Below are 13,550 nucleotides of genomic sequence, written 5' to 3'. Positions count from 1 at the left end.
CGCGGCGGTCCCGGGGCGCTGAGCCCCCCCGGAATCGCCTTCAGTGGTGGAAGCCCTCGCGGACCGGCACGCCCAGGTCCTGCAGCGGGACGGGCTGGCGGCGCAGCTCCGGCAGCAGCCGGTTGAGGTCGGCCAGCAGCAGGTCGGCGAGGTCCCGGGAGAAGCCGTTGCGACAGACCACCCGGAGCACCGACAGGTCCTGCCGGTTCGCCGGGAAGGTGTACGCGGGGACCTGCCAGCCGCGCTCGCGCAGCCGCCGTGAGACGTCGAAGACGTCGAAGGTGACGTCCCCGGTGGTGGTGAAGGCGAACACCGGGACCTGGTCGCCGCGGGTCAGCAGCCGGAAGCAGCCGAGCTTCCCGATCTCCCCGGCCAGGTAGCCGGCGACCTCCCGGCAGGCGCCCTGGACCGCCCGGAAACCGGCCCGGCCGAGCCGCAGGAAGACGTAGTACTGCGCCGCGACCTGCGCGCCGGGCCGGGAGAAGTTGAGCGCGAAGGTCGGCATCTCGCCGCCCAGGTAGTTGACCCGGAAGACCAGTTCCTCGGGCAGGGCCTCCTTGTCCCGCCACAGCGCCCAGCCGACGCCGGGGTAGACCAGGCCGTACTTGTGGCCGGAGGTGTTGATCGACTGCACCCGGGGGAGCCGGAAGTCCCAGACCAGCTCCGGGTCGAGGAAGGGCGCCACCATGCCGCCGGAGGCGCCGTCCACGTGCACCGGGACGTCCAGGCCGGTGCGCGCCTGGAGCTCGTCCAGGGCCGCGCAGATCTCCGCGACCGGCTCGTACGAGCCGTCGAAGGTCGAGCCGAGGACGCCGACCACGCCGATGGTGTTCTCGTCGCACAGCGCGACGGCCTGCTCGGGGCCGAGGTGGAAGCGCTCGCCCTCCATCGGCGCGGTGCGGGCCTCGATCTCCCAGAAGGTGCAGAACTTCTCCCAGCACACCTGGACGTTGACGCCCATCACGAGGTTGGGCCGGGCCCCGGCCGCGTAGCGCTCGGGGTTGCGGCGCATCCAGCGGCGCTTGAGCGCCATGCCGGCCAGCATGCAGGCCTCGCTGGAGCCGGTGGTGGAGCAGCCGACCGCGGCGTCCGGGTCGGGGGCGTGCCAGAGGTCGGCGAGGATGGCCACGCAGCGCCGCTCCAGTTCGGCGGTCTGCGGGTACTCGTCCTTGTCGATCATGTTCTTGTCCAGGCACTCGGTCATCAGCCGGGTCGCCTGCACCTCCATCGAGGTGGTGACGAAGGTCGCCAGGTTGAGCTTGGCGCTGCCGTCCAGCATCAGCTCGTCGTGGATCAGCTGGTACGCGGTGTCGGCCGCGACCGGGCCCTCGCCGAGCCGGTGCACCGGCGGGGCGAGTTCCATCGCGCCCAGCGGGTCGGTGATGCCGAGGAACGGACTGACGCTCAGCCGGCGGTCGTCGCCGGTCCCCTTGTGCAGGGCCATGGGTGGCTGTCGCCCTTCGCCTCGGTTGCCGTGTCCCGACCCACGCTGCCACCGGGCGCCGGGTGACGCATCCTCACCGGCGGACTCCGGCCGGTCGGGGTCGGCCCGGACGGCAGGGCTCAGGCCGAGGGGCCGGCGGCGGCCTCCGGGTGGATCTGGTCCCGGGCGGCGCGGTACTGCTGGCGCACCGCCGACCCGATCGCCAGGTCCTGTTCGCCCTCGGGCTCGACCGTCTCGGCGTCCGGCAGCGCCCACTCCGGCGGCTCGGAGGTGCCGGCCAGCGCCCAGGCGGCCTGCCGGGCGGCGCCGCGGGCGGCGTGCGCGCCCGGCGGGGGCACCACGACCGGGACGCCGAACAGCATCGGGGCGATGTGCCGGACGGCGGGCAGCCGGCCGGCCGCGCCGAGCAGGAACACCCGCTTGATGCCGACGCCCAGGGCGCGCAGCACGTCCAGGGCGTCGGCGGTGTTGCACAGCATGCCCTCGACGGCGGCCCGGGCCAGGTGCTGAGGGGTCATCGCCTCGGCCCGCAGGCCGGTCAGGGTGCCGGCGGCGTGCGGCAGCGCGGGGGTGCGCTCGCCGTCCAGGTAGGGCAGCAGCACCAGGCCGTAGGCGCCGGGGGAGGAGTGCAGGGCGAGGTCGCTCAGCCCCTCCAGGTCCCGGCCGAGCACGGCGGCGGTGGAGCGCAGCACCTGGGCGGCGTTGAGGGTGGCGACCATCGGCAGGTGGCGGCCGCTCGCGTCGGCGAAGGAGGAGACCAGGCCGGTGGCGTCCACCACGGCCTCCTCGTGCACCGCGAAGATCGTCCCGGCGCTGCCGAGCGAGACCACCGCGTCGCCCGGACCGAGGCCCAGGCCGAGGGCGGCGGCCATGTTGTCGCCGGTGCCGGCCGAGATCAGCAGGCCCTCGGGGGTGTGCCCGGCGGGTTCGGCGGGGCCGAGCACGTCGGGCAGCCGGAGTTCGTGGCCGAGCGCCAGCTCGACCAGGTCCTGCCGGTACTCGCCGGTGATCGGGGACCAGTAGCCGGTGCCGGAGGCGTCGCCGCGGTCGGTGGTGCGGCGCTTGGGGTGGCCGAGCAGCTGCCAGACCAGCCAGTCGTGCGGCAGCAGCACCTCGGCGACCCGGCGGGCGTTGGCCGGCTCGAACTCGGCCAGCCAGCGCAGCTTGGCGATGGTGTACGTGGGTCCGGGGACGGCGCCGATCGCGGCGGTCCAGGCGGCCGGGCCGCCGAGGGCGTCCAGCAGCTTGGCGGCGGCGCCGCTGGAGCGCGGGTCGTTCCACAGGATCGCGGGCCGCACCTGCACCCCGCCCGCGTCCAGGCCGATCATGCCGTGCTGCTGGGCGCTGACGCCGATCGCCCGGACGCCCTCCAGCAGGCCGCCGGCCGCGGCGTCGCCGAGGGAGTGCAGCCAGACCTGCGGGTCGGCCTCGCCGGGGCGCAGGTCCTGGTCCTCGGGGACGGGGTGGGGCGCCTTGCCGGAGCGCAGGACGGTGCCGGTGTCGGCGTCGCACGCGACGATCCTGGTGCGGCTGGTCGAGCTGTCTATCCCCGCGACGATGGCCATGTCGAGATCATGCCTCAGCCCGGCCCGGGACGCGTCCGGGCCGGGTGAGCCGTTGCCGGTTCGGGACCGGGCGTTGGGATCTCCTTTGCCGGGGGATCACCGCCCCGTCACGGACGGTGGCTACCGCCCGGTCACGGGCGGACGGTGCCCCAGCCGTCGTCCTCCGCCCGGGAGCGGGTGAAGTACGGCACCCGGTCGGTGACGGCGTTCGGCAGCCTGTCCCCGACCCGGTCCGCGACGGCACCGGCCGCCTTCCCGGCCACCGCCCCGGCCTGCTGCCGCGCCCGGTCGGTGGCCCCCTGCACGGTCGGGTTCCGGGCGATCCGCCGGGTGACCTCGGTGATCTGTTCGTAGCGCCGGCGCCCGGCCCGCGAGCCGAGGACGTAGCCGGTCGCGAAACCCGCGGCCAACGACAGCTTCCACATGATCGGACCCACCCTCTCCTGGCGGCCTTCTGCCGCATTGCCCTACCCGTTGCCCGGGACGGCGAACCGTCCGCGCCCCCAGCATCCCCGGGTGCCGTCGGGGGCGCGCGCGGGGCACGCCGGACCGGAGGTTCGGGGCGGCCGGGGAAACGATTGGCGGACCACCCCCCCGAGTGCGCTAATGTATGTCCCGCAGCGAGCGCCGAGGAGCCCGGGTCACGGGAGCCGAAGCGGAAGCCGATCCCCCATAGCTCAATTGGCAGAGCAGCCGACTGTTAATCGGCAGGTTATTGGTTCGAGTCCAATTGGGGGAGCTCGGGAGTAGTGCTCCTCGGAGCCCGATTCCCGCCCGTGGTACGGAAGTTGAGTACCGCGATCCCGCATAGCTCAATTGGCAGAGCAGCCGACTGTTAATCGGCAGGTTATTGGTTCGAGTCCAATTGCGGGAGCTGCACCGGGTCCGCCCGGTGACTGCTCAGAGCGAAGGCCCCTCGGACGACCGGGGGGCCTTCGTGTTGTCCGCCCCGGTGTCGCGTGCGTCACCCCGCCGTGCCCGCCCCGGCGCCGCGGGCGGGCCGGGGAGGGCATCGCCGGGATCAGGTGGTCGCCCGCCGGTACAGGTCGGCGATCCGCTGGTCGAAGGCCACGCTGTACGAGGTGCCCGGGGTGTCCCCGCCCTCCTGGTAGCCGCCGATCACGCCGACCACCGTGCCGTCGCCGGTCACCCACGGGCTGCCGCTGGTGCCGTCGGTGTAGCCGCCGCAGTCGAAGCGTTCCTGGGTGGCGCTTTGCGAGCTGGTCCGGACCGCGCAGGTGATCGGTTCGTCGCTCTCGTTCGGGTAGCCGGTCACCGAGACCGCCAGTCCGACGCCCCGGCCGGTGCCGAGCGGGTTGCCGCCGACCGCCTCCTCGACCTGCCGGCCGTCGGCCGGGCGGACGGTGACGAAGGCCACGTCGTAGTCCGGGTCGTCGTCGGAGGCCCAGCGGGGATCGACGGTGATCGACTGCACCTGCCAACTCCCGTACGGGGAGTACCCGTTGCGGTAGCCGGGGGTGAACACCAGGCCGTCCAGCAGGCCGACCCGCTGGTTCTGCACGCAGTGCGCGGCGGTGACCAGCAGATTGCGCGCGGGGCTGCGCACCACGCTCGCCGTGCAGGACCGGGGCCCCTGGGCGCTGTGGACGGACAGCGTGCCGATCCGGTCGCGGGCCGCGCTCTGCTGGGCGACCTCGGCGTTCGGCGCCGCGTCCGGCCCGCTGCCGCACGCGGTGCCGGCGGCCAGCAGCAGGGCGGCCAGCGCGGTCGCTCCGGCCGCGCGCGCGGGCGGCACCGGGCGGGGGGCCATCGGGGCTCCGTCTCGTTCCTCGGGGCGGGCATCCGGGCCGTGCGTTCCGCCGTTCGAGAGGAAGATCTACCAGGCCGTGCCCGGCGGCGCCACTGCCGGGTGTTCGAATCGGTCCGGGGCCGGCCCGGTCAGCCGGTGGCCCGGTCGTAGAGCGCCTGGACCCGGTCGCCGAAGTAGCTGCTGTACGAGGTGTCCGGGCTGTTCCCGCCCTCCTGGTAGCCGCCGATCACGCCGACCACGGTGCCGGTCCTGGTGGACGGGTCGAAGTCGGTGACCCAGGGACTGCCGCTGGTGCCGCCGGTGTAGTCCGGGCAGTCGATCCGCAGCTGGGTGGCGCTCTGTTCGGTGGTGGTGTTGGAGCAGGTGATCGGGACGTCGCTGCTGCCCGGGTAGCCGGTCACCCGCACCGGGACCTGGTAGCCGCGGTTGACGCCCAGTTTGTTGGCGCCGAGCACCTGCTGCACCTGCTGCCCGTTCTGCGCCTGGACGACGGCGAAGGCGACGTCCATGTCCGGGTCGGCGTGGTCCTTCCAGCCGTCGTCCACGCTGACCGCCAGCAGCGGCCAGACCCCGCTCGGGGTGTCGCCGTTGCGGTAGCCGGGGACGAAGACCAGGTCGCTGCGCCGGCCGATCCTCGGGTCCCAGACGCAGTGGGCGGCGGTGACGATCAGGTTGAGCCCGGCGCTGTCGACCACGCTGGCGGTGCAGAAGTGGTCGCCGTCCGCGTTGCGCGTGAACACCGCACCGACCAGGCCGTTGAGCACGGTGGGCTTGGCGGTGCGGGTGACCCCGGTGTGCTTGCCGATCGCCCCCTTGAAGCGCTGCTTGCTCCAGCCGTGGGCGTCGGCGGCACCGGGCGGTGCCGAGGTGACCGTCGGGGCGACGGTGCCGGGCCGCGCCGCGGTGGTGCACCCCGCCAGCGCGAAGGCCAGCACCAGTCCTCCGGCCGCAGCTCCCGCCCCACGCATCGTCATCAGCCCAGGCTGCCCTGTCCGGGCCCTCCGTCGCCACCCGGAGCCCGCCACCGGGGCGGGCGCGCGCCCTCCCGCACCCAGCTGCGCCCCCGGCGCGCACCACGGGTGATCGACCGGCTATGCTGCCCGGGACGGCCTCGCGGGGCCGTCTGCTGCTGCCGTGGCCGACGACCGGCACGCGCGGCGAACCGGGGCGGTAGCTCAGCCGGTTAGAGCAGGGGACTCATAATCCCTTGGTCGTGGGTTCGAGTCCCACCCGCCCCACTTCTCCCACCCCCGTGCGGCCCGTCGGCCGACGGGGCTCCAGGCGCGGCGAGAACAGACTGTACGCGCGCAAACATCCTCCGTGGCGATTACACGCCGAGGTTCACCCTCCCTGGGGACCCGGGGGCCGGTCGGGCCCGTGGCCTTCCGGGTCGCGTGGGGCCGGTACATCCCGCCTGCCGCGCGGCCGTGCACGCGGTGGCCGACCCATGGGCATCGAGTCCTCAACTGCGCGTACCGGAGCATCACTTCGGGTGATCCGCCGGAGCGCGAGGCGAACCCCCGGGATGCGACGGCCGGCGGCTCTGCGGCGCCCGGCGGCGTCGGACCGCGTTCACCCCTGGTGCGGTGCCCCGAAAAAGTGATATCACTTTGACAGCTGCAGCGGACGTCCGCGCGGCGCACATCGCACAAGGGGGAGTCGGTCCCATGACCGCACCGCACGTCTCCGTCGAGGACGGCCCCGTCCTCGACCTCCCGGCCCCGAGGGTCACCGAGCGGGTCATCACCGGAGCTCCGGGGCTGCCGGTGCTCGGCGGCGCCCTGCTGGGCGTGCTCGCCGGGCTCGCCGGACTGATCGCCGGCGGGGTCCAACTCGCCGGTGGCGACAAGGGCCTGGGCGTTCCGCTGGTGGTCCTCGGACCACTGGTGCTGCTCGGCTCGCTGGTCCTGCTCTGCGGGCTGACGGTCGTCTCGCCCGGCTCGGCCCGGGTGGTCCAGCTGCTCGGCACCTACCGGGGGACGATCCGCGCCGAGGGGATCAGCTGGCTGAACCCCTTCACCAGCCGCCGGCACATCTCGCTGCGGATCCGCAACCACGAGACCGAGACCGCCAAGGTCAACGACGCGGACGGCAACCCGATCGAGATCGCCGCCGTGGTGGTCTGGCAGGTCGAGGACTCCGCGATGGCGGTGTTCGAGGTGGACGACTACGTCGACTTCGTCGCCATCCAGACCGAGACGGCCGTCCGGCACATCGCCACCAGCTACCCGTACGACGCCCACCACGAGGGGCAGTTGTCGCTGCGCGACGGCGCGGACGAGATCGCCCGCAAGCTGTCCGCCGAGATCGCCGCCCGGGTCGCCTCGGCCGGTGTGCGGGTCGTCGAGTCCCGGATCACCCGGCTCGCCTACGCGCCCGAGGTCGCCCAGGTGATGCTCCAGCGGCAGCAGGCCGGGGCCGTGGTGGCCGCCCGGCGGCTGATCGTCGAGGGCGCCGTCGGTATGGTCGAGGAGGCCTTGGACCGGCTCGCCGAGCGGGACGTGGTGGAGTTGGACGAGGAGCGCAAGGCCGCCATGGTGAGCAACCTCCTGGTGGTGCTCTGCGGCGACCGGGGCACCCAGCCCGTCGTGAACACGGGCTCCCTCTACCAGTAAGGGCGCGGCGTTGGCGACGGAACGGAAGAAGCTCCTGTTGCGACTGGATCCTTCGGTTCACGACGCACTGGCGAGGTGGGCCGCGGACGAACTGCGCAGCACCAACGCCCAGATCGAGTTCGTGCTCCGCCGCGCCCTCGGCGAGGCCGGCCGGATGCCCAGCGGCGCGGCCCGGCTTCCCCGGCGCGGCCGACCGCCCAAGGAGAGCCCGGAGGACGGCGGTCCCGCCGAGGACTGACCGCAGCGGCCGGGCGCTCCGCAGATCGTCCCTGATCCTTCGGAGACCGAGATGGACCTTCCCGTCAATCTGCCCGAGAAGCTCTACCTGCTCGCCTACGACCCCGAGCGCGGGCGGCTCACCCGCACGACCGACCTGGACCTGGCCCTGCGGGCGGCGGCGCTCACCGAGCTCCTCCGCCGCGGGCTGATCCGTGACGACGGCCGGCACCCGGCCGCCGTCGACGGCCCGACCGGCGGGCTCGACCCGCTCTCCGCCGCGCTGCTGGAGCAGATCCGCCAGGGGCGGCGGCGTACCTGGTGGAGCTGGATCGGGCGCCGGGGGCGGTCGGCGCGGGTGGTCCGCGACGGGCTCGCGGCCGCCGGGCGGATCCGGGTCGAGGAGCACCGGGTGCTCGGGATCTTCCCGGTCGCCCGGGTCACCCTGGCGGAGCCCCGGGTGCGCAAGGCGCTGGCGGCGAGCGTCACCTCGGCGCTGAGCGGCCCGTTCAGCCGGGTCGACCCGGCGGACGCGGCGCTGGTCGCCCTGGTCGACGCGGCCCGGTTGAGTACGGCCCTGACCTGGCGCCACCGGCGCGAGTTCCGGGCCCGGATCGACAAGCTGGCCCCGGCGGCCGGCCCGGTCCCGCGCGCCCTGCGCCGGGCCGTCAACGCGAAGCACGCGGACGCCGGGACGGGCTGACCCGCCCCGGACGCGGCCCGCCGGCCCGGACGCCGAACGAACGGGCGTCCGGGCCGGCGGGCGTCCCGGGCCCGTAAGCTGGCCGGATGCTCGAACCCGCCCTGCTGCCGACCCCGCTGGTGGACTGCACCGACGGGGTGTTCGCCCGGGCCGGGGTGGAGCTGAGACTCAAGCGGGACGACCTGCTGCACCCGACCGTCCCCGGCAACAAGTGGCGCAAGCTGGCCCCGAACCTGGCCGCCGCCGTCGAACAGGGGCACACCCGGCTGCTGACCTTCGGCGGCGCCTACTCGACCCACCTGCGGGCGGTCGCGGCCGCCGCCGGCGCGCTCGGACTGGAGAGCGTCGGGCTGGTGCGCGGCGAGGAGCTGGCCGACCGGCCGCGCAACTGGTCGCTGCGGGCCGCCGAACGCTCCGGGATGCGGCTGGAGTTCCTCACCCGGGCCGCCTACCGGGAGGCCACCGGCCGGGCCCTCGCCGGGGACGGCACCGGCGACGGCACCGGCGACGGTACGGAGGTGGAGCGCCGCTGGGGCCGCTGCCTGGTGCTCCCGGAGGGCGGCTCCAACGCCCTGGCCGCGGTCGGCGCGGCCGCGATCGCGGCCGAACTGCCCGACCTGGGCGGGGACGACGTGGTCTGCTGCGCGGTGGGCACCGGCGGCACCCTGGCCGGGATCGCGGCCGGCCTGCCGCCGGGCGCCCGGGCGCTCGGGGTGGCCGTGCTGCGCGGCGGCGAGGGCTACCTGGAGGCGGAGGTCGCCCGGCTGCACCGGGCCGGCTTCGGGCGGGAGTTCGCCAACTGGCGGATCGACCACGCGCACCACGGCGGCGGCTACGGCAAGGTCCCGGCCGAACTCGACGCCTTCGCCGCGGAGTTCGAACGCCGGCACGGCATCCCGGTGGAACGCCGGTACGTCGCCAAGCTGCTCGCCGCCCTGGCCGACCTGGCCGGGGCGGGTGCCTTCGTGCGCGGCACCCGCCTGACGGCCGTGGTCACCGGCCTGCCGGACCCGGAGTAACCGGGCCCTAGGATCCGAAGGTCAGGTCGGCACAGGGGTCGGTGTCGGCGCCGCGGGTGTTCTCCGCTATGCCGGTCGGGATCCCGCTGGGCGCGGTGGCCGTGGGCGAGGGCGCGGTCACCGAGTTCAGCTGGGTGCCGGCCGCCCGGTAGTCCGCCCCGAGGGTGACGGTGATCGCGCCCGAGCCGGGCTCCTCGACGGTGCGGGCGCCGGGGAAGAGCGCGGCGACCTGGTCGGCGGTGGTCTTGAGCGTCGGGTCGTAGGAGACCTCGGTGTGCTGCTTGCCGGGGTTGTTGGCGCCGAGGGTGACGTTCTGGAAGCCGCGTCCCTTGAGGGTCTCGGCGCCGGAGCCGGCCAGCCCGGCGGTGCCGACGCCGTTGACCACGGTGACCGGGGCGCCGGCCTGTTCGGCGGTGAGCGGCGCGTTCGTCCCGGGGCCCGCGCTCGGCGAGGCGGAGGCGGAGGCCGCGGCGGCGGTGGCCGCGCCGGTGCCGGCGGTGCCCTGCCCGTCCAGGGTGCGGTCCTCGCGCAGCAGCTTCCACAGCGCGTCGGCGTCCGGCTGGACCAGCCGCACCCGTTCCCCGGCGAAGCGCCAGGGGGCGGTGACGAAGGTGACGTCGGAGAGCTTGATGTCCTCCAGCGAGCGGGCGAAGTCCACCAGCTTCATCGCGGTGCCGAGGCCCTCGTCCACGGTGAGCGACTTGGTGGCGGCGTCGGCCAGCGGCAGCAGCGTGGGCAGGGAGAAGCCCTGGGACTGGACCTTCTTGATCATCGAGGAGAGGAAGGCCTGCTGGCGCTTCATCCGGCCTATGTCGGAGTTGTCGCCGATGCCGTGCCGGGTCCGCAGGTAGTCGACCGCGGACTTGCCGGAGAGCTTCTGCATCCCCTTCTTGAGCTGGATGCCGTACTCGTTGACGTCGTTGGGCACGCAGGCGTCCACGCCGCCGATGGCGTCGGTCATCGCGGCGGCGCCCTTGAAGTCGACCACGACGGTGTGGTCGACCCGCAGCCCGGTGAGGTTCTCCACGGTGTTCTGGGTGCAGGCCGGGTTGCCCTTGGCGAGTTCGCCGAGGCTGAACGCCGAGTTGAACATCTGGTCGGTGCGGGGCTTGCTCCAGCTGCCGTTCGCCAGCTTGCAGGACGGGATGGTGACCAGGGTGTCGCGGGGGATCGAGACCCCGACGGCGTGCTTGTGGTCGGCGTAGACGTGCACCAGGATCGCGGTGTCCGAGTTGCCGACGCCCTCGTCGCCGCCGCCCAGCGAGTTGTTGCCGTCGTCGCGGGTGTCCGAGCCGAGCAGCAGGATGTTGACCGGCACCTGGGCGCCGGGGCTGGCCGGCACGGGGGCCGGCGGGCGCTCGGTGGCGACGCCGCCCGCGTCGAAGGTGGTGATGTTGCTGTCCAGCCGGTGGTAGAACCAGGCCCCCGCCCCCACGACCGACAGCACCAGAACGGCGGCCAGGCCGATGGCGGTCCGCAGGTAGCGGCGCCGGCGCGTGCTGCTGCTCATCCCGTGCCCCCCGTCTTCACGTTTCTCGCGTTCGATGTTCGAACGTTAGACGTTCCGGAAGGCCGTTCGGTTACCTCCTGAGTGCGGGCGAATCGGGCAGCAGTGCTGTGATGCTGCTCACGCGCCGGGGTCGGCGGCGCCGGTGAGCATCCGCCGGAGCAGGTCCCGCAGGACGGTGCGCTCCTGCGGGCCGAGCGCGGCGAGCGGCTCGCGGGCGAAGTTGAGCGACTCGCGCAGCTCCTCGGAGGCGGCCGCGCCGGTCTCGGTGGCGGCGACCAGCTTGACCCGGCGGTCCTGCCGGTCGGCCTCCCGGGTGACGAAGCCGCGGGCCTCCAGCCGGTCGACGATGCCGGTGATGTTGGAAGGCTCGCAGCTGAGCGTCTGGGCGATGTGGCGCATCGGCAGCGGGCCGCGCCGCAGCAGCGCGAGCACCTTGGCCTGGGCGCCGGTGAGCGAGCGGGCGGCGGCGGCCTCCTCGTACTCGCGATGGAACAGGGCGACCAGGTTGGCCATCAGGTCGACGACCTCGCGGGTGATCTCGTCGGACTGCGGCGTGGCGACCTCGGTCTGCTGGGTGTCCATGCCCCAGAGTCTACCTGAAAAGTTGACAACATGAACCTTTCATGTCCATCGTTACTTCAGTTGCTCAACCTTTTACCTGCCGAAACCCCCCCAAGGAGCACCTCCATGGCAGAGCAGGCCGCCCCCGCGACCGCCCGTGAATGGCACCTCGCCGCCCGCCCCCAGGGCTGGCCGGTGCCCGCCGACTTCGCCCTGGTCGAGGCCCCGGTCCGGACCCCGGGCCCGGGCGAGATCCTGGTCCGCAACACCCACCTGTCGGTCGACCCGTACATGCGCGGCAGGATGAACGACACCAAGTCCTACGTGCCCCCGTTCCAGCTCGGCCAGGCGATGGACGGCGGCGCGGTCGGCTACGTGGTCGCCTCCGAGGCGGAGGGCTTCGCCCCCGGCGACGCCGTGCTGCACGGGCTCGGCTGGCGCGAGTACGCCACCCTGGACGCGAAGCGCGCGGTCAAGGTCGACCCGGCGGCCGGCCCGCTCTCCGCCTACCTCGGCGTGCTCGGCATGCCCGGCCTGACCGCCTACGCCGGACTGCTCGCCGTCGGCGCCCTCAAGGAGGGCGACAAGGTCTTCGTCTCCGGCGCGGCCGGCGCCGTCGGCTCGCTGGTCGGCCAGATCGCCCGGCTCAAGGGCGCCTCGCTGGTGGTCGGCTCGGCCGGCTCGGCGGAGAAGGTCGCCAAGCTGGTGGACGACTTCGGCTTCGACGCGGCCTTCAACTACAAGGACGCCCCGGTCGCCGAGCAGCTCGCCAAGGCCGCCCCGGAGGGCATCGACCTCTACTTCGACAACGTCGGCGGGGACCACCTGGAGGCCGCGATCGGCGCCCTCGGCGTGCACGGCCGCGCGGTGCTCTGCGGCGCGATCGCCCAGTACAACGACACCACCCCGCCCGCCGCCCCGCGCAACCTGGCGCTGGCGATCGGCAAGCGGCTGCGCCTGGAGGGCATGCTGGTCGGCGACCACGCCGCCCTGCAGCCGCAGTTCGTGGCCGAGGTGGGCGGCTGGCTGCGCTCCGGCGAGCTGCGCTCCGAGGAGACCGTGGTGGACGGCTTCGACAACGCCGTCGAGGCCTTCCTCGACCTGCTCCGCGGCGTCAACACCGGCAAGATGGTGGTCCGCCTGGACGGCTGACCCTCCGTCAGGGCCCTTGGTCCGGAGTCGAACCCGCCCCGCCGCCCCGACCGGGCGCGCGGGGCGGTTCGCGTGCACGGCGCAGGGGATCCGGCCGCACTACCGCATTCCGGCCGGATCCGAAAGTGCGTCATCCATCGCCCCGCGCCGCGCGGTACGGTGGTCCCGCCCGGCGATGGGGCCGTTCGGGGGAGAGATCCGGCCGAGGGGTAGACCTCGTTGAGGATTCGACTAGCATTGAGCGAAAGCCTGTCCGTTTTGCTCAATTTAGTAGCTTAATGTCGGCTAACGTGGGTAACTGTGGATCAACTGCAGGCACGAGGCAGCTGGGGAAGGCGACCCTCGTCCACAGCCTGGAGGTCCCGGTGACGACACGTGGAGTTCTCTACATCCACTCCGCGCCCCGCGCGCTGTGCCCGCACGTCGAGTGGGCCGTCGCGGGGGTGCTCGGTGTGCGGGTGAGCCTGGACTGGATCCGCCAGCCGGCCGCACCCGGGCACTGGCGTGCCGAGCTCTCCTGGCAGGGGGAGCCCGGCACCGCTTCGAAGCTCGCCTCCGCGCTGCGCGGCTGGCAGCTGATGCGGTACGAGGTGACCAGCGAGCCCTGCGCCACGGCGGAGGGCGAGCGGTACAGCAGCACGCCCACGCTCGGCATCTTCCACGCCGTCACGGGCATCCACGGCGACATCCTGATCCCCGAGGACCGGCTGCGGGCCGTCCTGCTGCGGGCCCGCAGCGAGGGGGCCGACCTGGAGGCCGAGATCTCCCGGCTGCTGGGCAAGCCCTGGGACGACGAGCTGGAGCCGTTCCGCTACGCGGGCGAGGGCGCCCCGGTGCGCTGGCTGCACCAGGTGGTCTGAGCCCGCGGGACGACACGATGGAGGGGCGGGGGGGGGGGGGGGGGGGGGGCGGCCGCCCCCCCCCCGGGCCCCGGGGGGGGGGGGCGGCCCCCCCCCGCCCCGCGCCCCCCCCCCCAACATTTTTTTGTCAGGGG

At 73.9% G+C, this 13,550-nt stretch carries 13 protein-coding genes and 3 tRNA genes; 9 read left to right on the top strand and 7 right to left on the bottom strand.

Features of this window, described 5'->3' with window-relative positions; genetic code table 11:
• Nucleotides 1-40 precede the first annotated feature (40 nt).
• The 3 genes from ACFWXO_RS30330 to ACFWXO_RS30320 form a co-directional block, all read right to left on the bottom strand.
• Nucleotides 41-1,444, bottom strand: a complete 1,404-nt coding sequence (locus tag ACFWXO_RS30330) for a glutamate decarboxylase (protein WP_380527570.1) — start codon at nucleotides 1,442-1,444, stop codon at nucleotides 41-43.
• Between the two features lie 119 nt (nucleotides 1,445-1,563).
• Complete coding sequence (locus ACFWXO_RS30325; RefSeq protein ID WP_375892544.1) at nucleotides 1,564-3,009, bottom strand: FGGY family carbohydrate kinase; 1,446 nt, start codon at nucleotides 3,007-3,009, stop codon at nucleotides 1,564-1,566.
• Between the two features lie 131 nt (nucleotides 3,010-3,140).
• Nucleotides 3,141-3,434: a hypothetical protein gene (locus ACFWXO_RS30320; protein WP_380527567.1), complete on the bottom strand. Its 294-nt coding sequence runs from the start codon at nucleotides 3,432-3,434 to the stop codon at nucleotides 3,141-3,143.
• Nucleotides 3,435-3,675: 241 nt separating this feature from the next.
• On the opposite strand from ACFWXO_RS30320, the gene ACFWXO_RS30315 reads away from it, so the two are divergent.
• Both ACFWXO_RS30315 and ACFWXO_RS30310 read left to right on the top strand, forming a co-directional pair.
• Nucleotides 3,676-3,748 (top strand) — tRNA-Asn (locus ACFWXO_RS30315).
• Nucleotides 3,749-3,810: 62 nt separating this feature from the next.
• Nucleotides 3,811-3,883: transfer RNA gene (locus ACFWXO_RS30310), tRNA-Asn, on the top strand.
• 147 nt (nucleotides 3,884-4,030) lie between these two features.
• Here ACFWXO_RS30310 and ACFWXO_RS30305 read toward each other — a convergent pair.
• Complete coding sequence (locus tag ACFWXO_RS30305; protein ID WP_380527566.1) at nucleotides 4,031-4,780, bottom strand: trypsin-like serine peptidase; 750 nt, start codon at nucleotides 4,778-4,780, stop codon at nucleotides 4,031-4,033.
• Nucleotides 4,781-4,908: 128 nt separating this feature from the next.
• Nucleotides 4,909-5,754, bottom strand: a complete 846-nt coding sequence (locus ACFWXO_RS30300) for a trypsin-like serine peptidase (RefSeq protein ID WP_380527564.1) — start codon at nucleotides 5,752-5,754, stop codon at nucleotides 4,909-4,911.
• Between the two features lie 190 nt (nucleotides 5,755-5,944).
• Between ACFWXO_RS30300 and ACFWXO_RS30295 the strand changes: the two genes are divergently transcribed.
• The 5 genes from ACFWXO_RS30295 (at nucleotide 5,945) to ACFWXO_RS30275 (ending at nucleotide 9,333) form a co-directional block, all read left to right on the top strand.
• Nucleotides 5,945-6,018, top strand: a tRNA-Ile gene (locus tag ACFWXO_RS30295).
• Nucleotides 6,019-6,447: 429 nt separating this feature from the next.
• Nucleotides 6,448-7,395, top strand: coding sequence for an SPFH domain-containing protein (locus ACFWXO_RS30290; RefSeq protein ID WP_380527562.1), 948 nt, complete (start codon nucleotides 6,448-6,450; stop codon nucleotides 7,393-7,395).
• Nucleotides 7,396-7,405: 10 nt separating this feature from the next.
• Nucleotides 7,406-7,633, top strand: coding sequence for a hypothetical protein (locus ACFWXO_RS30285; protein WP_380401618.1), 228 nt, complete (start codon nucleotides 7,406-7,408; stop codon nucleotides 7,631-7,633).
• Between the two features lie 51 nt (nucleotides 7,634-7,684).
• Nucleotides 7,685-8,314: a GPP34 family phosphoprotein gene (locus ACFWXO_RS30280; RefSeq protein ID WP_375892551.1), complete on the top strand. Its 630-nt coding sequence runs from the start codon at nucleotides 7,685-7,687 to the stop codon at nucleotides 8,312-8,314.
• Nucleotides 8,315-8,400: 86 nt separating this feature from the next.
• On the top strand, nucleotides 8,401-9,333 hold the full coding sequence (locus ACFWXO_RS30275) for a 1-aminocyclopropane-1-carboxylate deaminase/D-cysteine desulfhydrase (protein WP_380527560.1): 933 nt from the start codon (nucleotides 8,401-8,403) through the stop codon (nucleotides 9,331-9,333).
• Between the two features lie 7 nt (nucleotides 9,334-9,340).
• On the opposite strand, the gene ACFWXO_RS30270 is transcribed toward ACFWXO_RS30275, so the two are convergent.
• Nucleotides 9,341-10,843 (bottom strand): LCP family protein, encoded by a 1,503-nt coding sequence (locus tag ACFWXO_RS30270; protein ID WP_375887713.1) that lies wholly within the window; start codon nucleotides 10,841-10,843, stop codon nucleotides 9,341-9,343.
• A 117-nt stretch (nucleotides 10,844-10,960) separates the two neighbouring features.
• Nucleotides 10,961-11,425 (bottom strand): MarR family winged helix-turn-helix transcriptional regulator, encoded by a 465-nt coding sequence (locus ACFWXO_RS30265; protein ID WP_375887716.1) that lies wholly within the window; start codon nucleotides 11,423-11,425, stop codon nucleotides 10,961-10,963.
• Between the two features lie 105 nt (nucleotides 11,426-11,530).
• Between ACFWXO_RS30265 and ACFWXO_RS30260 the strand changes: the two genes are divergently transcribed.
• Nucleotides 11,531-12,556 carry an NADP-dependent oxidoreductase gene (locus tag ACFWXO_RS30260; RefSeq protein WP_380527557.1) on the top strand — a complete coding sequence of 342 codons (1,026 nt, stop codon included), beginning with the start codon at nucleotides 11,531-11,533 and terminating at the stop codon, nucleotides 12,554-12,556.
• Nucleotides 12,557-12,921: 365 nt separating this feature from the next.
• The gene (locus ACFWXO_RS30255; RefSeq protein WP_270147090.1) at nucleotides 12,922-13,416 is read left to right on the top strand and encodes a DUF3145 domain-containing protein; all 495 of its coding nucleotides are present in this window, start codon (nucleotides 12,922-12,924) and stop codon (nucleotides 13,414-13,416) included.
• The last annotated feature ends 134 nt before the right edge of the window (nucleotides 13,417-13,550 follow it).

Origin of the sequence: Kitasatospora sp. NPDC059088 (assembly GCF_042738155.1) — a bacterium.
Classification (GTDB): domain Bacteria; phylum Actinomycetota; class Actinomycetes; order Streptomycetales; family Streptomycetaceae; genus Kitasatospora.
The sequence above is the reverse complement of the archived record's forward strand: the minus strand, read 5'-3'. Positions and strand labels throughout refer to the sequence as shown.

What these genes read in the sequence shown, in the direction of transcription:
- ACFWXO_RS30330 (WP_380527570.1), bottom strand. Translation starts at nt 1,444, where the DNA reads ATGGCCCTGCACAAGGGGACCGGCGACGACCGCCGGCTGAGCGTCAGT.
- ACFWXO_RS30325 (WP_375892544.1), bottom strand. Translation starts at nt 3,009, where the DNA reads ATGGCCATCGTCGCGGGGATAGACAGCTCGACCAGCCGCACCAGGATC.
- ACFWXO_RS30320 (WP_380527567.1), bottom strand. Translation starts at nt 3,434, where the DNA reads ATGTGGAAGCTGTCGTTGGCCGCGGGTTTCGCGACCGGCTACGTCCTC.
- ACFWXO_RS30305 (WP_380527566.1), bottom strand. Translation starts at nt 4,780, where the DNA reads ATGGCCCCCCGCCCGGTGCCGCCCGCGCGCGCGGCCGGAGCGACCGCG.
- ACFWXO_RS30300 (WP_380527564.1), bottom strand. Translation starts at nt 5,754, where the DNA reads ATGACGATGCGTGGGGCGGGAGCTGCGGCCGGAGGACTGGTGCTGGCC.
- ACFWXO_RS30290 (WP_380527562.1), top strand. Translation starts at nt 6,448, where the DNA reads ATGACCGCACCGCACGTCTCCGTCGAGGACGGCCCCGTCCTCGACCTC.
- ACFWXO_RS30280 (WP_375892551.1), top strand. Translation starts at nt 7,685, where the DNA reads ATGGACCTTCCCGTCAATCTGCCCGAGAAGCTCTACCTGCTCGCCTAC.
- ACFWXO_RS30275 (WP_380527560.1), top strand. Translation starts at nt 8,401, where the DNA reads ATGCTCGAACCCGCCCTGCTGCCGACCCCGCTGGTGGACTGCACCGAC.
- ACFWXO_RS30270 (WP_375887713.1), bottom strand. Translation starts at nt 10,843, where the DNA reads ATGAGCAGCAGCACGCGCCGGCGCCGCTACCTGCGGACCGCCATCGGC.
- ACFWXO_RS30265 (WP_375887716.1), bottom strand. Translation starts at nt 11,425, where the DNA reads ATGGACACCCAGCAGACCGAGGTCGCCACGCCGCAGTCCGACGAGATC.
- ACFWXO_RS30260 (WP_380527557.1), top strand. Translation starts at nt 11,531, where the DNA reads ATGGCAGAGCAGGCCGCCCCCGCGACCGCCCGTGAATGGCACCTCGCC.